The organism is Pseudomonas fragi (genome assembly GCF_025426255.1).
GTDB lineage: Bacteria > Pseudomonadota > Gammaproteobacteria > Pseudomonadales > Pseudomonadaceae > Aquipseudomonas > Aquipseudomonas kulmbachensis.
The window spans coordinates 3,469,841-3,488,130 of the sequence record NZ_CP104861.1; the positions used below are offsets into that span (position 1 = coordinate 3,469,841).

The 18,290-nt window shown below is 59.7% G+C and carries 21 protein-coding genes; 2 read left to right on the forward strand and 19 right to left on the reverse strand.

The window, feature by feature from the left end; all coding sequences use genetic code 11:
• Positions 1–31 precede the first annotated feature (31 nt).
• The 9 genes from ccmI to ccmA all read right to left on the reverse strand — a co-directional run bounded on the left by ccmI (position 32) and on the right by ccmA (position 6,938).
• Positions 32–1,234 carry a c-type cytochrome biogenesis protein CcmI gene (gene ccmI / locus N7D90_RS16080; RefSeq protein ID WP_261738934.1) on the reverse strand — a complete coding sequence of 401 codons (1,203 nt, stop codon included), beginning with the start codon at positions 1,232–1,234 and terminating at the stop codon, positions 32–34.
• Positions 1,227–1,703: a cytochrome c-type biogenesis protein gene (locus tag N7D90_RS16085; protein WP_261738935.1), complete on the reverse strand. Its 477-nt coding sequence runs from the start codon at positions 1,701–1,703 to the stop codon at positions 1,227–1,229. The genes ccmI and N7D90_RS16085 overlap by 8 nt, the downstream gene beginning before the upstream one ends.
• Entirely contained in the window at positions 1,700–2,236 is a 537-nt protein-coding gene (locus tag N7D90_RS16090; protein WP_261738936.1) for a DsbE family thiol:disulfide interchange protein, read from the reverse strand. Before N7D90_RS16090 ends, N7D90_RS16085 begins: the two co-directional genes overlap by 4 nt.
• Positions 2,233–4,221 (reverse strand): heme lyase CcmF/NrfE family subunit, encoded by a 1,989-nt coding sequence (locus tag N7D90_RS16095; protein ID WP_261738937.1) that lies wholly within the window; start codon positions 4,219–4,221, stop codon positions 2,233–2,235. The genes N7D90_RS16090 and N7D90_RS16095 overlap by 4 nt, the downstream gene beginning before the upstream one ends.
• A complete protein-coding gene (gene ccmE, locus N7D90_RS16100; RefSeq protein ID WP_261738938.1) occupies positions 4,221–4,679 on the reverse strand; it encodes a cytochrome c maturation protein CcmE in 459 nt (152 codons plus the stop codon). Before ccmE ends, N7D90_RS16095 begins: the two co-directional genes overlap by 1 nt.
• Positions 4,676–4,852: a heme exporter protein CcmD gene (gene ccmD / locus N7D90_RS16105; protein ID WP_261738939.1), complete on the reverse strand. Its 177-nt coding sequence runs from the start codon at positions 4,850–4,852 to the stop codon at positions 4,676–4,678. Before ccmD ends, ccmE begins: the two co-directional genes overlap by 4 nt.
• On the reverse strand, positions 4,849–5,607 hold the full coding sequence (locus N7D90_RS16110; protein WP_219261020.1) for a heme ABC transporter permease: 759 nt from the start codon (positions 5,605–5,607) through the stop codon (positions 4,849–4,851). Before N7D90_RS16110 ends, ccmD begins: the two co-directional genes overlap by 4 nt.
• Before the next feature lie 84 nt (positions 5,608–5,691).
• Positions 5,692–6,360, reverse strand: coding sequence for a heme exporter protein CcmB (ccmB, locus tag N7D90_RS16115; RefSeq protein WP_261738940.1), 669 nt, complete (start codon positions 6,358–6,360; stop codon positions 5,692–5,694).
• The gene (gene ccmA / locus N7D90_RS16120) at positions 6,357–6,938 is read right to left on the reverse strand and encodes a cytochrome c biogenesis heme-transporting ATPase CcmA (protein WP_261742461.1); all 582 of its coding nucleotides are present in this window, start codon (positions 6,936–6,938) and stop codon (positions 6,357–6,359) included. Before ccmA ends, ccmB begins: the two co-directional genes overlap by 4 nt.
• A 245-nt stretch (positions 6,939–7,183) precedes the next feature.
• On the opposite strand from ccmA, the gene N7D90_RS16125 reads away from it, so the two are divergent.
• Together N7D90_RS16125 and N7D90_RS16130 are read left to right on the forward strand one after the other, a co-directional pair.
• Positions 7,184–8,755 carry a flagellar hook-length control protein FliK gene (locus N7D90_RS16125; RefSeq protein WP_261738941.1) on the forward strand — a complete coding sequence of 524 codons (1,572 nt, stop codon included), beginning with the start codon at positions 7,184–7,186 and terminating at the stop codon, positions 8,753–8,755.
• On the forward strand, positions 8,752–9,069 hold the full coding sequence (locus N7D90_RS16130; RefSeq protein WP_261738942.1) for an EscU/YscU/HrcU family type III secretion system export apparatus switch protein: 318 nt from the start codon (positions 8,752–8,754) through the stop codon (positions 9,067–9,069). The genes N7D90_RS16125 and N7D90_RS16130 overlap by 4 nt, the downstream gene beginning before the upstream one ends.
• 298 nt (positions 9,070–9,367) lie before the next feature.
• Here N7D90_RS16130 and N7D90_RS16135 read toward each other — a convergent pair whose 3' ends face one another.
• From N7D90_RS16135 to N7D90_RS16180, 10 genes are all read right to left on the reverse strand, one after another.
• On the reverse strand, positions 9,368–9,760 hold the full coding sequence (locus tag N7D90_RS16135) for a DUF2802 domain-containing protein (protein WP_261738943.1): 393 nt from the start codon (positions 9,758–9,760) through the stop codon (positions 9,368–9,370).
• Positions 9,761–10,240, reverse strand: coding sequence for a chemotaxis protein CheW (locus N7D90_RS16140; protein ID WP_261738944.1), 480 nt, complete (start codon positions 10,238–10,240; stop codon positions 9,761–9,763).
• An 82-nt stretch (positions 10,241–10,322) separates the two neighbouring features.
• On the reverse strand, positions 10,323–11,087 hold the full coding sequence (locus N7D90_RS16145) for a CheW domain-containing protein (protein WP_261738945.1): 765 nt from the start codon (positions 11,085–11,087) through the stop codon (positions 10,323–10,325).
• A gap of 84 nt (positions 11,088–11,171) precedes the next feature.
• The gene (locus N7D90_RS16150; RefSeq protein ID WP_261738946.1) at positions 11,172–11,960 is read right to left on the reverse strand and encodes a ParA family protein; all 789 of its coding nucleotides are present in this window, start codon (positions 11,958–11,960) and stop codon (positions 11,172–11,174) included.
• A gap of 38 nt (positions 11,961–11,998) precedes the next feature.
• Positions 11,999–12,889, reverse strand: a complete 891-nt coding sequence (gene motD / locus N7D90_RS16155; protein WP_261738947.1) for a flagellar motor protein MotD — start codon at positions 12,887–12,889, stop codon at positions 11,999–12,001.
• A gap of 2 nt (positions 12,890–12,891) precedes the next feature.
• Positions 12,892–13,632 carry a flagellar motor protein gene (locus N7D90_RS16160; protein WP_261738948.1) on the reverse strand — a complete coding sequence of 247 codons (741 nt, stop codon included), beginning with the start codon at positions 13,630–13,632 and terminating at the stop codon, positions 12,892–12,894.
• Positions 13,632–14,765 carry a chemotaxis response regulator protein-glutamate methylesterase gene (locus tag N7D90_RS16165; protein WP_261738949.1) on the reverse strand — a complete coding sequence of 378 codons (1,134 nt, stop codon included), beginning with the start codon at positions 14,763–14,765 and terminating at the stop codon, positions 13,632–13,634. The genes N7D90_RS16160 and N7D90_RS16165 overlap by 1 nt, the downstream gene beginning before the upstream one ends.
• Before the next feature lie 43 nt (positions 14,766–14,808).
• Entirely contained in the window at positions 14,809–16,971 is a 2,163-nt protein-coding gene (locus N7D90_RS16170; protein ID WP_261738950.1) for a chemotaxis protein CheA, read from the reverse strand.
• 62 nt (positions 16,972–17,033) lie between these two features.
• Positions 17,034–17,822, reverse strand: a complete 789-nt coding sequence (locus N7D90_RS16175; protein ID WP_261738951.1) for a protein phosphatase CheZ — start codon at positions 17,820–17,822, stop codon at positions 17,034–17,036.
• Positions 17,823–17,842: 20 nt separating this feature from the next.
• Entirely contained in the window at positions 17,843–18,214 is a 372-nt protein-coding gene (locus N7D90_RS16180) for a chemotaxis response regulator CheY (RefSeq protein ID WP_261738952.1), read from the reverse strand.
• Positions 18,215–18,290 lie beyond the last annotated feature (76 nt).

Sequence of the window (18,290 nt, forward strand, 5' to 3'; positions counted from 1 at the left end):
CAGCACAGCGGCTACATCGATTGCATCAACTTTATTTGTCCGGGCTATCGATGGTCAGCTGTTGCAACGCCTTGGTGCTGCTGGACAGCGGTTTGCTGCGCCCTACCCACTCGCCCGCCGTCGGCTGGCCAGCACGGGAGATGCGTGCCATCAGTTGGACTTCAGGAAAGTTCGACAGTTTCAATTGCGGCATCATGGCGTCGACATCGCCCAGCTCAACGGTGATGGGCAGGTCCGCCACGGTCACGCGCTTGACCGCCAGCGGCGCCGGTGGGCCGGACACCGCACGGGCGAAGATAAACACGCTATCGCCCGGCAGGACACTGGCTTTGACCGCGTCAGCCAGATCAACGCTGACCTTGATCGACGCCTGGGCCTTGACCGCAGGCGCAGCTTCAACCTTGCCCCCGTTGGCCAGCAGTTGTTCGCGGGCCTTGGCGATACCACCTTCCAGGGCGGCGCGTGAAGTGTCGCCTTCGGGCAATTCATTCATCAGGCGCTGCCAGTAGCCAATGGCCTCCTGGAAGCGCTGGTCTTCAAAGGCTGCAATGCCCAGCAGGCCCAGGCTGGTGACTTCTTTCGGGTCGGCCTTCAAGGCTTCATCGGTCAGTGCCTGGGTCTTGTCACTCCACTTTTTATCGTCGGCAAAGTACTGCGCCTGCGCCCACTGCCCCAGCAGCTCAGGCTGACGCCCTGCCAGCGTGACCGTACGCTCGAACACTTTGGCTGCATCAGCCGGACGGTTTTGCGCCATATAGGCACGGCCCAGGAAGTACAGACCTTCGGCCGAGTCAGGTTGCGCGGCGGCAGCACGTTCAAGGCGCGCGACCATTTCTTCAAGGGATTGCGGCGGCTGCGAGAACTCGCGAGTCAGCTCGACCTTATCGCTGGAGCCAAAGTGCAGGTACAGGCCCAAGCCCAGGACCGGCACCATTACCGCCGCCAGCAGCGGGATGGCCTTGCCCAGGCTGGAAACCCGCCCCGGCGCCACGCCTTCGGTGTCCGCCAGCAATTCGCGGGCAGCTTCGGCGCGGCCGGTTTCGAGCTGCTCGGCAGTCAGTACGCCTTCTTCACGCTGGACCTGCAATTCGGCCACGCGCTCCTGGTACAAGGCGACGTTCAATGCAGTACGGTCTTCTTCACGCTGGGCGCGGCGCCCACGCAATACCGGAATCAATAAAAAGCTGAGGGCTATCAGTAGCAGCAAGCCTGCTGCGAGCCAGAAATCAATCATCTTTGGTTTTATCCAGCAAAGTGTCGAGGCGCTTACGCTCCTCGGCAGAAAGTGTGTCCGAGCCTTCGGCCTGCTCTGTACGACGGCGGCGCCCGACGATGACGCCAATTACCACCAGACCACCCACCAGCAAGGCCAGCGGGCCAAACCAAAGCACGACTGTCTTGCTGGTCAGCGCCGGTTTATAGAGCACGAAATCGCCGTAGCGAGAAACCATAAAATCGAGGATCTGCTGGTTGTCCTTGCCCTCGCCCAACATGCGGAAAATCTCGCGGCGCAGGTCGGTGGCAATCGGTGCGTTGGAATCGGCAATGTCCTGATTCTGGCACTTGGGGCAACGCAGTTCCTTGGTCAGTTCGCGGAAGCGCTCGCGCTCGGCGTCATTGGCAAACTCGTAGGTGTCGATGGCCGCATGAGCAATACCCGTCAGCGTCAAGCCGAATACCACGGCGGCTAACCAGCGCTTCATGGCTTGGCCTCGTCAACCAGTGCCTGATACTTGCCGGCCAGTTGTTCGCGCCACACGGTGTCGTCGATCACGCCGACAAACTTGTGCCGGATGATGCCTTGACTGTCGATCAGGAAGGTCTCGGGAGCGCCGTACACACCCAGGTCCAGACCCAGGGTGCCGTCTGCATCGTTGATGTCCAGCTGATACGGGTTATGGAAATCCTTGAGCCACTTTTTCGCGTCTGCATTGACGTCCTTGTAGTTCACGCCGTAGATCACCACGCCCTGCTCAGCCAACTTGGTCAGCACCGGGTGCTCGACCCGGCACGATATGCACCAGGTGGCCCACACGTTGACCAGCGCCGGTTTGCCCTTGAGGTCAGCCTCGGTCAGGACCTTGTCGCCCTCGACCGCAGGCAGGCTGAACGCCGGGAACGGCTTGTCGATCATCGCCGACGGCAGCTCGGTCGGGTCCAGGTACAAGCCTCTGTATAGAAACCACGCCATGCCCAGAAAAACGGCCAGCGGGATCAGCATCAACCAACGTCTCATGCCGTGGCTCCTGTCATGCCCAGTGCTTCGCGCACCCGGCTTTTAACCTTGACCCGGTAGCGACGGTCCATCGCTGCCAGCAGTCCACCAAAACCAGTGAGCAGACCGCCGAACCAGATCCAGCGCACAAACGGTTTCACATGTACCCGCACAGCCCATGCGCCGTCACCCAGAGGCTCGCCCAGCGCCACATACAGATCGCGGGTGAAACCGGCATCAATCCCGGCTTCGGTCATCATCGAGTTCTGCACCGTGTACAGGCGTTTTTCAGGGTGCAGCACACTGACTTCCTTACCATTGCGCACTACTCGCACAGTGCCTTTGTCCGATGTGAAGTTGGGGCCCTGGAAGTGTTTGGCACCTTCAAAGATAAAGTGATAACCGCCCAGTTCCATCGACTCGCCCGGCGCCAGGCGCAGGTCGCGCTCGGCACTGTTCTGGCTCGACAACACCACACCCAGCGCGCACATCGCGATACCCAGGTGGGCAATCTGCATGCCCCAATAGCTGCGGGTCAGGCTGCGCACACCTTTGACCAGGCCTTTGTGGCGGGTTTTGTCACCGATATCACGCACCCCGGCCAACAGCACCCAAGCGGCCAGCATAAAGGTGGTCATCACGGCCCAGTTGAAGTCGCCATAAGCCACGCCGGCAATCGCCGACAGGGCCGCGCTGCCCAGCAACACAGGGGTCAGCATGCCCAACAACCATTTGACCGGAGTGTCTTTCCAGCGCACCAGCATGCCGACGGCCATCACCACCATCAGCAAGCCCATCAACGGGATAAACAGTGCGTTGAAGTACGGCGGGCCCACCGACATCTTGGCGCCACTGATGGCATCCACAATCAGCGGGTACAGGGTGCCAAGCAGAATCATTGACGCGGCCACCACCAGCACCAGGTTATTGCCCAGCAGCAAGGTTTCGCGGGACCACAACTTGAAGCTGACGTGACTTTTGACCACCGGCGCGCGCAACGCAAACAGGGTCAGCGAACCGCCCACCACAAACAGCAGGAAGATCAGGATAAACACGCCGCGCTCCGGGTCGGAGGCGAACGCATGCACCGAGGTCAGCACGCCGGAACGTACCAGGAAGGTGCCCAGCAAGCTCAACGAAAACGCGGCAATGGCCAGTAATACGGTCCAGCTTTTGAACACACCACGTTTTTCCGTGACGGCCAGCGAGTGAATCAGTGCAGTACCCACCAGCCATGGCATGAACGAGGCGTTCTCCACCGGGTCCCAGAACCACCAGCCGCCCCAGCCAAGTTCGTAGTAAGCCCACCAGGAACCGAGGGTGATCCCTATGCCCAGGAAGGCCCACGCCACGATGGTCCACGGACGCGACCAGCGCGCCCATGCGGCGTCCAGACGACCACCGAGCAAGGCGGCAATGGCGAAGGCAAATGCCACAGAGAAACCGACATAACCCATGTACAGCATCGGCGGGTGAACAATCAGGCCGATATCCTGCAACAGTGGGTTAAGGTCATTACCGTCCGAAGGAATCTGCGGCAGCAAGCGTACGAATGGGTCCGAGGTCAGGATCAAAAACAGCAGGAAACCCACACTGATCATGCCCATGATCGCCAGCACCCGCGCCAGCATCACCTGCGGCAATTGCCGCGAGAAGATCGACACCGCGAAGGTCCAGCCACCCAGAATCATCGCCCATAACAGCAATGAGCCTTCGTGGGCGCCCCACACGGCACTGAACTTGTAGTACCACGGCAGCGCGCTGTTGGAGTTGCTCGCCACGTACGCCACCGAGAAATCATCGGCCATAAAGGCATAGGTCAGGCAGCCGAACGAGAACAGCAAAAAGGCAGACTGGCCCCACGCGGCGGGTTGCGCCAGGCTCATCCACAATTTGTCGCCACGCCAGGCACCCAGCAGCGGCACGATGGCCTGCACGATGGCGAAGCACAGGGCCAGAATCATGGCCAGGTGGCCCAATTCAGGAATAAACAGTCCAGACATCATTACTTACCCTCACTCGCCGGTACAGGCGCGGATTGGCCACTTTCGTTCAGCGCTTTGGTCACTTCGGGCGGCATGTATTTTTCGTCGTGCTTGGCCAGTACTTCATCGGCCACCACCACACCCTGGGCATTGAGCTTGCCCAGCGCGACGATGCCCTGCCCTTCACGGAACAGGTCCGGCAGGATGCCGCGATACGTGATGGTTACGGACTTGTTGAAGTCGGTGACTACAAATTGCACATCCAGTGAGTCGCCCGAGCGCTTGAGCGAACCGGCCTCAACCATGCCACCGGCACGGATGCGGGTGTCCAGTGGCGCTTCGCCATTGGCAATCTGAGTCGGGGTGTAAAACAGGTTGATGTTCTGCTGCAAGGCGCTCAGGGCCAAGGCCAGGGCAGCGCCCACCCCCACCAGAATCGCGAGGATGATGATCAAGCGTTTTTTACGCAGCGGATTCACTTCGAATTCTCCCGACGCAAGCGGCGCGCCTCTTGTTGCAGATAGCGTCGGCGCGCCATGATCGGCAGCGCCACATTCAACCCCAGTACCGCCAGGCAAATGCCATAGGCCGACCAGACATACACCGCGTGATGACCCATGGCGATAAAGTCGCCAAAAGAAGCAAAACTCATCGCGCACCCTCCAGAGCCTTCAACACCTCAGCCTTGACCCAACTGCTGCGAGCCTCTCGCTTGAGCACTTCCAGGCGCATGCGCAACAGCAGCACCGCGCCAAAGAAGCAATAAAAGCCCAACACGGTCAGCAGCAGCGGCATCCACATTTCCATGGGCATCGCCGGTTTTTCGGTCAGGGTGAAGGTCGCGCCCTGATGCAGGGTGTTCCACCACTCCACCGAGTATTTGATGATCGGAATATTGATCACCCCCACAATCGCCAGCACAGCGCAGGCCTTGGCCGCGCTGTCGCGATTGGTGATGGCGTTGCCCAGGGCGATCAGGCCGAAATACAGAAACAGCAGAATCAGCATCGAGGTCAGGCGCGCATCCCACACCCACCACGAGCCCCACGTTGGCTTGCCCCACACGGCACCGGTGACCAGCGCTACGGCGGTCATCCAGGCACCGATGGGCGCCGCGGCTTGCAGGGCAACGTCGGCGATTTTCATCTTCCACACCAGCCCCACCACACCGCACACTGCCAGCATCACGTAGCAGGACTGCGCCAGCATGGCCGCCGGAACATGGATATAAATAATCCGAAAGCTGTTGCCCTGCTGGTAGTCCGGCGGTGCAAACGCCAGGCCCCAGACCACTCCGCAGGTAATCAGCAACACGGCGGCAATGCTTAACCACGGCAACAGCCGCCCACTGATGGCATAGAACCATTTGGGCGAGCCGAGTTTGTGAAACCAAGTCCAGTTCATCACGCTGTTTCCATCACGGTGCCGGTCACGACAGGTTGAGTGTCATGCCAGCCAGGGTCTTTACTGGCCCACGGGGGCCAGACCTCATTATTCGCCGACGCTGATTTTCAGGCCGGCGGCTATTGCAAAGGGTGTCAGGGTTACTGCCAAGGCGGTCAGGCTACCAAGCCACAGCAAATAACCGGTTACGGGCATGCCTTGTAATGCCGCCTGCAGGGCGCCACTGCCAAGAATCAGCACCGGGATATATAAAGGCAGAATCAGCAACGCCAGGAGCAGGCCGCCACGCTTGAGGCCTACGGTCAACGCAGCCCCCACGGCCCCAAGTAAACTCAACACCGGCGTGCCCAGCAGTAGCGACATCAGTAACACTGGCAGGCAAGCCACCGGCAGCCCGAGCATCAAGGCCAGCAGTGGCGACAGAATCACCAGTGCCAGACCGGAAAACGCCCAGTGTGCCAGTACCTTGGCCAATACCAGTAGAGGCAGGGGGTGCGACGAAAGGACCCACTGCTCCAGCGATCCGTCCTCGAAATCACTGCGAAAAAGCCCGTCCAGCGAGAGTAAAACCGCTAAAAGCGCAGCCACCCACAGTAGCCCTGGAGACAAGGTTTGCAACAATTTAGTCTCCGGGCCGACGGCCAACGGAAACATCGCGATCACAATCGCGAAAAACACCAACGGATTGGCCAACTCGGCCGGGCGGCGAAACAACAAACGCGCTTCACGCGCCACCAACGTCCCGAACACACTCATACAGCCCACTGCCCCAGGTCGATATTGCGGTAACCGGCCGGCATCCGGGCCAACGTATGGTGCGTGGTGAGCACCACCATGCCGCCACCTTCGCAATGGCGGACCAGGTGCTCTTCGAGTTGCGCCACGCCCTGTTTGTCGAGCGCGGTGAACGGCTCGTCGAGAATCCACAACGGCGGGCTGTCCAGATACAACCGGGCCAAGGCTACACGGCGCTGCTGACCGGCCGACAAGGTATGACACGGTACATCTTCAAAACCCTTGAGCCCTACCGCTGCCAGTGCGGTCCAGATCGCTTCGCGAGTGGCCGGACGATGCAAGGCGCAGAGCCAGCTGAGGTTCTCTTCGGCGGTGAGCAGGTCCTTGATCCCGGCGGCATGGCCGATCCACAGCAGGTTGTTCGCCAGTTCGTAGCGCTGGCTGCTCAAGGCTTGACCGTTAAGCCGCACTTCGCCCGCCGTTGGCTGCATCAGGCCCGCCAACAAACGCAGCAGGCTGGTTTTGCCGCTGCCATTGGGGCCACTGATTTGCAACATGTCGTGGCTGGCCAGGCGCAATTCGAGATTTTCGAACAGCATCCGCCAGTCACGCTCACAGGCGAGCGCTACGGCTTCTAAAAGAGGGCTGGTCACGTAATTGAGGCCTTCACGGTTCAAGTCGGCGCGGGCGTGGCCGTTAAAGTGATGCAGGATAAATGCATTTATGGCCTGTTTCAGAGAGCTGGATCAAACATTTGTGATGTTTTTAGGGTCTCTGAACGACGGGGCGGCATTATACATGCCATGTCCTACTCTAAAGCGGGCAATTTCGACAGGTTGTTTCGATGAAAGGCGACATGAATATCCCACCCATCCCACAAACCGCACCAAGCAGTCTGCGCTCTGGTCTTGTGGGCGGTGAAGTGCTCAAGTTGCTGCAACCTGCTGAAGGCCTTATTCGACCTGGCCAGAGCGCCCAAGCCGAAGTGTTATCGCTCAAGCAAAACGACCTTACTTTCCAGCTGCTGCTAAAGTTGACCCTGGCCGGTGGCCGAGAAACCAACGTGCAGGCCAGCAGCAACTTCCCGTTGCCGCTGGGCACGCAACTGGCCGTGACCCAGCCTTCAGCAGGTAACCTGGCGATCAGCCTGCAACAGGCGCTGACCAGCAGCGTGGCCACCCTCACCCGCCTTGATCCACAACAACTGCCGGTGGGCACGCTGCTGCAAGGCAAAGTGCTGACCACCCAGGTGTTAGCCCAGCCAGCCGGGCAACCGGCGGTCTATCGCTCATTGGTGACCCTGCTCAACAGCGCCCTGAGCGGCAGCACCCTGACCCTGGATAGCCCACAGCCTTTGCGGATCGGCAGTTTGCTCAGCGCGCAGGTGAACGGCCCGCAAAGCTTGAGCTTTGTACCGCTCAGCGGGCGTCAGGAACAACTGGCGGTAGCGCAACAACTGGCCACACAACAAAGCCGCCAAGGCTCGCTGGAGGGGCTGCTCAATGCCCTGCAAAAACTGCCCCCCACTGCCGACATGCCTAGCGAACTTCGCACATCCATCGACAGGCTGTTAGCCGGTTTGCCTACCACGGCGCAATTGAGTAACCCCAAGGGCCTGAGTGACGCCCTGCTCAACAGCGGTGCATTTTTGGAGGCCCGACTGCTGAGTGGCCAACCCCTGGCCTTGGCCCCGGACATGAAGGCCACCCTGCTGCGCCTGATTGCGCAGATCCTGCCCGGCGTGCCGGCCAGTACCAGCTTCAACCCCGGCATGGCCGCCAGCACCCAGGCCCAGGCCTTGCCGACCTTTGTCCGCAATGCCTTGGGCATGCTTGGCCAGGTCAGTGCCAAGCCACAACCCGGCGGGTTCCCCCTGCCTCAGCGGTCAATGCAGAGCGGCGAAAGAGAAGACAGTCTGGATAGCTTGCTGAAATTGGCCGCAGCAGCCATTTCGCGCCTGCAAAGCCATCAGCTGTCGAGTCTGGAGCAAAGCGGGCGCACGGCCGATGGCGCCGTGCTGACCACTTGGCAACTGGAAATCCCGATGCGCAATGCTCATGACATCGTGCCGTTACAGGTCAAATTCCAGCGCGAAGATCCGCCAGAGAAACAACCGCAGGACAAACCCGAGGCCCGAGACATCAAGGATCAACTGTGGCGCGTAGAACTGGCCTTTGACCTTGCACCGCTCGGCCCGCTGCATGTGCAGGCGCAACTGCTGCGCGGCAACCTGTCGGGCCAGCTCTGGGCTGAGCGAGCGTACACGGTGAACTTGATCGAGAGCCAACTGGGCAACTTGCGCCAGCGCTTGCTTGACGCGGGGTTGAGCGTGACCGATCTGGATTGCCATCAAGGCACACCACCACCAAGCAGCCATACCAAACTGGAACAACGCTGGGTGGATGAAACCGCATGAATAACCCACCTGAACCGCGCCAGGCGATTGCCCTCAAATACGACGGCAAACAGGCCCCGACCCTCACCGCCAAGGGAGATGACGAACTGGCCGAAGCCATCCTCGCACTGGCCCGCGAGTACGAAGTGCCTATTTATGAGAATGCTGAGCTGGTCAGGTTATTGGCGCGAATGGAGTTAGGCGACAGCATCCCACAGGAGCTGTACCGGACGTTGGCCGAGATCATTGCCTTTGCCTGGCAGCTTAAAGGCAAGTTCCCGGTGGGATTTGACCCGGATGCGGTTCCGGGTGAGCGGGATATAACACCGCCATAAATCCTCCCCTGCCGCTAAAAAATACTCGCAAAACCGGGGTGAATGAACTGGCGACTGCTACGCAGCCGATCGCAGCCTCGCGCTGCTCGACAGCGGCTACAGAAACCACCGGCCTTGTAGATACTCTGTTCCAGGTCAAGCCCCAGTGGGAGCGAGCCTGCTCGCGAATGATCTTCGCGAGCAGGCTCGCTCCCACGCTTGAAGTATCTCTGTAGCAGCAAGGCTGCGATCGAGGACAACGTCCTCGCGCGATGCATCTGGTAAACAGGGGGAAGAAATGGTCTGGCGGTTAGAACGTTCAGCCTTTGTACATCTTGCTCATCAACTCGGCCTCGGCCTGAGTCAGTCCGCAAGACTGGGTCAGTTCGTCGACGCTGGCACCCATGCTGACCAGACGCGCCGCCTGGTTGAACGACAGGCTGGTGGGGTCGCGCTGTTCAAGCTGGGTCAGCTTTTCGGGCAGCGGCGCGACCACGGCGCGCAGTTCGTGCAGGTCTTCACCCATTTGCACATTACCGTTCTGGTAGGTGTCCAGGCGCCGCGTCAGTTCCCTGAGGCGCCGGTCACGCTGTTCATCGCCCGCCACCTGCTGCGCCGCAAGCACCCGCTGGCGGCGTACGTGGCTGACGAACAGCCACAGGGTCACGGCCCACAGCAGGCCGAGGACGATTACCGCCACCTCAAGGATCAATCAGATGTTCTCCAGATCCGACCATTCTTCTTCGGTCATCATTTTGTCCAGCTCAACCAGAATCAGCAGTTCGCCGTTCTTGTTGCACACGCCCTGGATAAACTTGGCCGACTCGTCGTTGCCCACATTAGGCGCCGTTTCGATTTCAGACTGACGCAGGTAAACCACTTCCGCCACGCTGTCGACCAGAATACCGACCACTTGTTTGTCGGCTTCAATGATGACAATCCGCGAATTATCGGTAATTTCGGCGCTGTACAAGCCAAAACGCTGACGCGTGTCGATCACCGTCACTACGTTACCGCGCAGGTTGATGATGCCCAGCACGTAGGAAGGCGCACCCGGAACCGGGGCGATTTCGGTGTAACGCAGCACTTCCTGCACCTGCATCACGTTGATGCCATAGGTCTCGTTATCCAGCTTGAAGGTAACCCATTGCAGGATCGGATCTTCCAACCCCTGTGCCGCTGACTGTTTCATACCCCAAACCCCTGACTGAAATACTGCAAAATTCTGATAACCGGCGGCTCCCCCTACAGATGGGCGTCCACCAGGCTTGTTCTTATGATTTGCCTTTGGCGATCAACTGCGCCAATTGCTCCACATCCAGCAGTGCACACATGTGTTCAATCACAGTGCCCGCCAGCCACGGCCGCTGCCCGCGCTGGGAGCGCCATTTGATTTCGTTCGGGTGCAGGCGCAACGAGCGGCTGACCTGATGCACCGCCAGCCCCCATTCGTAGCCCTGTACTGAAATGACATATTGCAGGCCTTCGCGAAAATCATCGCGATAGCGCTCGGGCATCACCCAGCGCGCCGTGTCCAGCACGTTGAGCTTGCCGCCCTGGCTGGGCAGAATTCCCAGATACCAGTCGGGCTGACCAAACAGCGGGGTCAGTTCACGCCCGGCCAGTGAATAAATCGAACCCAGGCACACCAAAGGCACCGCCAGGGTTAGCCCGGCCACGTCGAACAACAGGCATTCGAAAGGCTCAGCAGCCCACGCAGGGCGGCCATCATCCGGTATCGGCAAGTGCGCACCCGGCGCACTCGGCCGATGCACTTCAACCAGTGGATGGGCCAGCGTCTCAGCGGGCACGCCCACCTGCGCCAACTCTACCGGCATCGCCAGTGGCTCTTCGGCAGGTGTTAGCGCAGCCTGCTCCAGAGACAGGGCACGGGCATCGCGCACCTGCTCTTCAAGAATGGCGTCGGCAAACTCGTCCGACTCAACCAGCGCCGCTTGCGTTGCATCGAACAGCAAGTCGTCGAGGTACGACTGCAACGCCAATTGCGGTCGGTTGGAAAGTGCTATCGGCTGCGTCATAAAGTGCCCCACTCAACAGCCTCGCGACAGAGACCTGTAGACGTTATCGGCCAAGCACGGCCGATACTTGAATGCTCGCCCACCTCACGCCACCTGCGGTGCAAGCTGGCGGGTCAGGACGTGCTTGAGCAACGCACGATAAGCGATAACTCCCCGGGTTTTCTCGTCGAACTGCGATGGTGTCTGCCCGGCCCGACTGGCATCGCGCAACCGGGTATCGACCGGAATAAAACCCTGCCACAGAGTGTCGGGATACACATCGCGCAACACCCGCAAGGTGCTCATCGAAGCCTGGGTGCGGCGGTCGAACAAGGTCGGCACGATGCAGAACGGCAGCTCTTGCGTACGCGAACGGTTGATCATGCGCAGGGTGTGGACCATCCGCTCCAGGCCTTTGAGCGCCAGATGCTCGGTTTGCACCGGGATAATCAACTGTTGGCTGGCCGCCAATGCGTTGACCATCAGCACCCCCAGAATCGGCGGGCTGTCGATGATGGCGTAGTCATAGTCCTGCCACAGTTGCGCCAGGCTGCGCGCAATCACCAACCCCAAGCCGCTTTGTCCCGGCGCCTGACGCTCCAGGGTTGCCAGTGCCGTGGTGGCCGGCAGCAAGGCAATCTTTTCGTGGCTGGTGGGCAGCAGCAATTGTGCAGCCAAGCCTTCAGGCACCTGCCCCTGATGCAGAAACAGGTCATAAACGCTGTGTTCCAGACCATCGGGGTCATACCCGAAGTAACTGGTCATGGAGCCGTGCGGGTCGAGATCGACCACGACCACGCGCTTGCCCGCCTCTGCCAGCAAACCGGCCAGAGCGATGGATGTGGTGGTCTTGCCGACCCCACCTTTTTGATTGGCTACTGCCCAGACTCTCATTCTGTGGTTCCTCCCGGCTGCATGCGTGCCGGCCGAGATTAAAGGTTTGGTGACGGGGAATTGACGGCATCCCCGCGAACCAGCGGCTGTGTGGGTGGCGGTGCAGTTTGTGTGCCAGCCCGCTTCAGGGCAGCATCCGGTGTTGCGTTGGCGGTTCCGGTGGCGGTCAGGCTGCGACGCACTTCAAGGTTGCGCGACACCACCAGCACCACCCGACGATTGAGCGCGCGCCCCTCTGGTGTGGCGTTATTGGCCACCGGCTGAAACTCGCCGTAGCCCACCGACGCCATGCGGCCGGGGTTCACCCCCTGCATTGCGAGCATGCGCACGATGCTCGCCGAGCGGGCCGAAGACAGCTCCCAGTTGGTGGGATATTGCGCGGTCCGAATCGGCAAATCGTCAGTAAAACCCTCGACGTGAATCGGGTTCTCGAACGGCTTAAGGATCGCCGCCACCTTGTCGATAATGTTGAACGCCGCATTGCTGGGCATCGCATCTCCGCTGCCGAACAACAGGCTGGAATTGAGTTCAATCTCGACCCACAACTCATTGCCGCGCACCGTCAATTGCCTGGATGCGATCAAGTCGCCAAAGGCATTGGTGATGTCATTGGCGATGGCTTTAAGCGGGTCATCCGGCACTTGCCCAAGGCCTGCATCGGTATGTTCACTGTCTTTGATCAAGGGCTCGGCAGGCTGGGTCGTCAGCGGCCGCTCTTCACCGATGGGCACCGGTCTGATGCTGCGCTCGGTGTCACTAAACACCCCCACCAGCGCCTTGGAGACCACCCGGTACTTGCCTTCATTGATCGAAGAAATCGAGTACATGACCACGAAGAAAGCAAACAGCAAGGTGATGAAATCCGCGTAGGACACCAGCCAACGTTCGTGATTGACGTGCTCATCAACGGGGCGACGGCGACGGCTCATGGTTAACCCGTAAAGCCTTGCAGCTTGAGTTCAATGGAGCGTGGGTTTTCGCCTTCGGCTATCGACAAAATGCCTTCGAGCAACATCTCGCGGTACAGCGATTGGCGCATGGCAATCGCCTTGAGCTTGCTGGCGATGGGCAGCAACACCAGGTTGGCACTGGCCACCCCGTAAATGGTCGCTACAAACGCCACGGCGATACCGCTACCCAATTGCCCCGGATCGGCCAGATTGCCCATCACGTGGATCAGGCCCATGACGGCGCCGATAATGCCGATGGTCGGCGCGTAGCCGCCCATGCTTTCAAAGACTTTCGCGGCCTCGATATCGCGGCTTTCCTGGGTCATGTAATCGACCTCCAGCACGCTGCGAATGGTTTCTGGCTCAACCCCGTCGACCAGCAATTGCAGGCCCTTGCGCGAATAATTGTCGGGCTCGGTATCGGCCACGCCTTCAAGGCCCAGCAAGCCTTCCTTGCGCGCCGTCAGGCTCCAGTTGACGACACGGTCGATGCCGCCCGCCATGTCGATACGCGGCGGAAACAAGATCCACACCACGGTATGCATCGCCCGCTTGAACGCACTCATGGGCGACTGCAACAACGCCGCCCCCACTGTGCCGCCGAGCACGATCAACGCCGCCGGGCCATTGGCCAGCGCGCCTAAATGGCCGCCTTCCAGGTAATTGCCGCCGATGATCGCGACAAACGCCATGATGATGCCAATCAGGCTGAGCACGTCCATCAGTGGCAAGCCTCGACCAGATGCCTGCCGATGTCATCGAGGCTGTACACCGCATCGGCCAGGTTGGCTTTGACGATGGCCATGGGCATGCCGTAAATCACACAACTGGCTTCGTCCTGCGCCCACACCTGACTACCGCCCTGTTTGAGCATACGAGCGCCTTCACGACCGTCTGCGCCCATGCCGGTCAAGACCACCGCCAAAACTTTGTCACCAAAGGACTTGGCCGCAGAACCGAAGGTGATATCCACACACGGTTTGTAGTTCAGGCGCTCGTCGCCCGGCAGGATGCGTACCGCGCCACGACCATCAATCATCATTTGCTTGCCGCCTGGCGCCAGCAGGGCCAGACCAGGGCGCAGGATATCGCCGTCTTCGGCTTCCTTGACGCTGATGCGGCACAGCTTGTCCAAGCGCTCGGCAAACGCCTTGGTGAACGCCGCGGGCATGTGCTGCACCAGCACAATCGGCGCCGGGAAGTTGCCCGGCAACTGGGTCAATACCCGCTGCAAGGCCACCGGGCCACCGGTCGATGTTCCGATGGCGACCAACTTGTACGCCTTGCGTTTGGGCGCGCCAGAGGTTGTGCTTGGCGCTGTTGCGCCACGGCTGGCAATCGGCGTGGTGCGTGCAGGTGCGGCAACGGCGGCTGGCGCTGTAAAGCCACCCAGTGCTGGCCGGGGCGCTGGAGTCGGAACCACAGGTGCCGGGGCGCTGTAGCTGGACATTCGCCGGTTGCTGCGCGAGATGCTGTGGACCTTTTCGCACAGCATCTGTTTGACCTTCTCGGGATTGCGCGAGATGTCTTCGAAATTTTTCGGCAGAAAATCCACCGCACCGGCATCCAGCGCATCGAGGGTGACGCGAGCGCCCTCGTGGGTCAGCGAGGAAAACATCAATACCGGGGTCGGACAGCGCTGCATGATATGGCGCACGGCCGTGATGCCATCCATCAACGGCATCTCGTAATCCATGGTGATCACGTCCGGCTTGAGCGCCAGCGCCTGATCAATCGCTTCCTTGCCATTGGTGGCAGTGCCGATCACTTGAATCGTCGGATCAGCCGACAGAATTTCCGAGACGCGACGGCGGAAAAAACCGGAATCATCCACCACCAGGACCTTGACTACCATAAACACTCCGTTAGGCCGTCGGGGCACGCCCGACTCACCAGAATCAAATACGCCGTGATGCGTAATGCTTGAGCATGCTCGGAACATCCAGAATCAAGGCAATACGGCCATCACCGGTAATGGTGGCGCCCGACATGCCTGGCGTGCCCTGGAGCATTTTCCCCAACGGTTTGATCACCACTTCTTCCTGACCGACCAACTGATCGACCACAAAGCCGATGCGCTGGGTCCCGACCGACAGAATCACCACATGCCCTTCGCGCTGCTCTTCATGGGCGGCCGAGGCTACCAGCCAACGCTTGAGGTAGAACAATGGCAGCGCCTTGTCGCGCACGATCACCACTTCCTGGCCGTCGACCACGTTGGTGCGTGACAGATCAAGGTGGAAAATCTCGTTGACGTTGACCAGCGGGAAGGCAAATGCCTGGTTGCCCAGCATCACCATCAGGGTTGGCATGATCGCCAGGGTCAACGGCACCTTGATCACGATTTTCGAGCCGCGCCCCAGGACTGACTCAATGCTCAGTGAGCCGTTGAGCTGGGCAATCTTGGTTTTCACCACGTCCATGCCCACGCCACGCCCGGACACATCGCTGATCTCGGTTTTGGTCGAGAAGCCCGGCGCAAAAATCAGGTTGTAGCAGTCGCTCTCGCTCAGGCGATCAGCTGCGTCCTTGTCCATCAGGCCTTTTTTCACGGCCAGGGAGCGCAGGAAATTGGCGTCCATGCCTTTGCCATCATCGGAGATCGACAGCAGGATATGGTCGCCTTCCTGCTCGGCGGACAGAATCACCCGGCCACAGCTCGGTTTGCCTGCGGCTGCGCGTTCTTCCGGGGTTTCGCAACCGTGATCGACCGCGTTGCGTACCAAGTGGACCAGCGGATCGGCGAGGGCTTCGACCAGGTTTTTGTCCAGGTCGGTTTCTTCGCCCACCAACTCCAGGCTGATTTCTTTTTTCAGCTGACGCGCCAAGTCACGTACCAGCCGCGGGAAGCGACCGAATACTTTCTTGATCGGCTGCATCCGGGTCTTCATCACTGCGGTTTGCAGGTCGGCGGTCACCACGTCAAGGTTGGACAGCGCCTTGGCCATTTCCTCGTCATGGCTGTTCAGGCCCAGGCGCACCAGACGGTTACGCACCAGCACCAGTTCGCCGACCATGTTCATGATGTCATCGAGCCGTGCGGTATCCACCCGCACCGTGGTTTCGGCCTCGGAGGCGACCGGTTTTTCCGCAGGTGCAGCAGCACGGGCCGGGGCCGGACGCGCAGCCGGCACTGGTTTGACCGGCGCAACCACAGCCACTACCGCAGCAGAATCAGCACTGAACTTGCCTTTGCCGTGCATCTCATCGAGCAAGGCTTCGAATTCGTGATCGCTGATCAGATTCGGATCGCCAGCAGGCTCCTGGGCAATGGCCACAGGCGCTACAGTCGCAGTTTCCAGCGCATCGGTATTGAACGAACCCTTGCCATGCAACTGATCGAGCAAGGCTTCAAATTCGTCATCGGTGATTTCATTGCTCACTTCGGCTGGCGCAGCAGGCACCTCTTCAGGCTCGGCGGCAACCACCGCAGCGGCCGAGGAAAACTGGCCCTTGCCATGCAACTGGTCAAGCAGCAACTCAAACTCGGCATCGCTGATTTCGTCGCTGGCCGTGATCTCTGGCGCGGTGACCGGTTCAGGTTCTGCCGCAGCAGCCTTGACCGCGTCGAGCGAATTCAGCAGCTGTTCAAATTCGCTGTCGGTGATATCGCTCACCGGGGCGGCAGCCATCACTGGCTCAGGTACGGGTGCAACGACAACCTGCGCAGCCGCAGGCTCGGCCAGACGCGCCAGCGCTTCCAGCAACTCAGGGGTTGCGGCGGTGACCGGGCTGCGCTCGCGCACTTCGCTGAACATGCCGTTGACCGCATCCAGGGCCTCGAGCACCACGTCCATCAGCTCCGCGTCGACGCTGCGCTCACCCTTGCGCAGGATGTCGAAGACGTTTTCGGCGATGTGACAGCACTCCACCAACTCATGGAGCTGCAGGAAGCCGGCGCCCCCTTTTACAGTGTGAAAACCGCGAAAAATTGCATTGAGCAGATCCGCATCATCCGGTCGGCTTTCCAGCTCAACCAGTTGTTCGGACAGCAACTCTAGAATCTCGCCGGCTTCAACCAGAAAATCCTGAAGGATTTCTTCATCGGCGCCGAAGCTCATGTACGTGCTCCTTGATATAGGCTCGTGGACGCCGGGCAACAGCGCCCGTGCCTCTTCAAGACCTAAAAACCTAAACTGGACAGCAAATCGTCTACATCATCCTGACCGGATACGACGTCATTACGTGTATCGGCATGAATCTGCGGACCTTCACCCTTGGCCTGGTTTTTTTGCGAATTATTTTCAGCACGCAGTGCATCGCGATCGTGTTCGATCCCGGCAAAGCGATCTACCTGGCTGGCCATCAGCACCAGTTTGAGCAGATTGCTTTCAACTTCCGTGACCAATTGCGTCACACGTTTTATCACCTGACCGGTGAGGTCCTGGTAATCCTGAGCCAGCAAAATGTCCGTCAGGTTGCTGGAGACGATGCTGTTTTGCGTTTCGCTACGCGTCAAAAAACTGTCAACCCGACGCGCTAGCTCACGAAACTCCTCGGCACCGACTTCACGACGCATAAAGCGCCCCCAGTCCGTACTCAAGGCCTTGGCTTCGTGCCCCATTGCGTTGACCAGCGGCGTGCTGTTTTCCACCAGGTCCATGGTCCGATTGGCCGCCGCTTCAGTGAGTTTCACAACATAGGCCAAACGTTCAGTGGCATCCGTGATCTGCGACACTTCTTCGGCTTGCGGCATTCCCGGGTCAATCTGAAAATTGACTATTGCGCTGTGCAGCTCGCGGGTCAGCTTGCCGACTTCGCGATACAGCCCGCGGTCGCGAGTCTGGTTAAGTTCGTGAATCAGCTGCACGGCATCGCCAAATTGGCCTCTTTCAAGGCTTTCGACCAATTCGTGAGCATGTTTTTTCAGGGTCGACTCAAAATCACCCTGTGTGGATTCTTTATGCTCCATAGCGCCCCCAAGGCAACCGATCAACCGATGCGATCAAAGATCTTTTCGATCTTGTCTTTGAGTGCGATAGCCGTGAATGGCTTGACCACATAACCGTTAACTCCGGCCTGGGCCGCTTCGATGATCTGCTCGCGCTTGGCTTCAGCTGTCACCATCAGCACTGGCAAGTGCTTGAGTTTTTCGTCTGCACGCACGTGGCGCAACAGCTCGATACCGGTCATGCCCGGCATGTTCCAGTCGGTCACCAAAAAGTCGATTTGCCCCAGGTTGAGGATCGGCAGCGCCGTGGTGCCGTCATCCGCCTCGACCGTGTTGGTGAAACCAAGGTCACGCAACAGGTTTTTGATGATCCGCCGCATCGTTGAAAAATCATCAACGATGAGGATTTTCATGTTCTTGTCCAATTCGACCTCCAAGCAGTCTTAAACGCGTCCTGTCTGGGGACGCGCCATTCAATCAATTCGTTTT

Coding starts and splice junctions, on each gene's coding strand:
- ccmI (WP_261738934.1), bottom strand. CDS start 1,234: ATGATTGATTTCTGGCTCGCAGCAGGCTTGCTGCTACTGATAGCCCTC.
- N7D90_RS16085 (WP_261738935.1), bottom strand. CDS start 1,703: ATGAAGCGCTGGTTAGCCGCCGTGGTATTCGGCTTGACGCTGACGGGT.
- N7D90_RS16090 (WP_261738936.1), bottom strand. CDS start 2,236: ATGAGACGTTGGTTGATGCTGATCCCGCTGGCCGTTTTTCTGGGCATG.
- N7D90_RS16095 (WP_261738937.1), bottom strand. CDS start 4,221: ATGATGTCTGGACTGTTTATTCCTGAATTGGGCCACCTGGCCATGATT.
- ccmD (WP_261738939.1), bottom strand. CDS start 4,852: ATGAGTTTTGCTTCTTTTGGCGACTTTATCGCCATGGGTCATCACGCG.
- ccmB (WP_261738940.1), bottom strand. CDS start 6,360: ATGAGTGTGTTCGGGACGTTGGTGGCGCGTGAAGCGCGTTTGTTGTTT.
- ccmA (WP_261742461.1), bottom strand. CDS start 6,938: ATGCTGTTCGAAAATCTCGAATTGCGCCTGGCCAGCCACGACATGTTG.
- N7D90_RS16125 (WP_261738941.1), top strand. CDS start 7,184: ATGAAAGGCGACATGAATATCCCACCCATCCCACAAACCGCACCAAGC.
- N7D90_RS16130 (WP_261738942.1), top strand. CDS start 8,752: ATGAATAACCCACCTGAACCGCGCCAGGCGATTGCCCTCAAATACGAC.
- N7D90_RS16140 (WP_261738944.1), bottom strand. CDS start 10,240: ATGAAACAGTCAGCGGCACAGGGGTTGGAAGATCCGATCCTGCAATGG.
- N7D90_RS16145 (WP_261738945.1), bottom strand. CDS start 11,087: ATGACGCAGCCGATAGCACTTTCCAACCGACCGCAATTGGCGTTGCAG.
- N7D90_RS16150 (WP_261738946.1), bottom strand. CDS start 11,960: ATGAGAGTCTGGGCAGTAGCCAATCAAAAAGGTGGGGTCGGCAAGACC.
- motD (WP_261738947.1), bottom strand. CDS start 12,889: ATGAGCCGTCGCCGTCGCCCCGTTGATGAGCACGTCAATCACGAACGT.
- N7D90_RS16160 (WP_261738948.1), bottom strand. CDS start 13,632: ATGGACGTGCTCAGCCTGATTGGCATCATCATGGCGTTTGTCGCGATC.
- N7D90_RS16165 (WP_261738949.1), bottom strand. CDS start 14,765: ATGGTAGTCAAGGTCCTGGTGGTGGATGATTCCGGTTTTTTCCGCCGT.
- N7D90_RS16170 (WP_261738950.1), bottom strand. CDS start 16,971: ATGAGCTTCGGCGCCGATGAAGAAATCCTTCAGGATTTTCTGGTTGAA.
- N7D90_RS16175 (WP_261738951.1), bottom strand. CDS start 17,822: ATGGAGCATAAAGAATCCACACAGGGTGATTTTGAGTCGACCCTGAAA.
- N7D90_RS16180 (WP_261738952.1), bottom strand. CDS start 18,214: ATGAAAATCCTCATCGTTGATGATTTTTCAACGATGCGGCGGATCATC.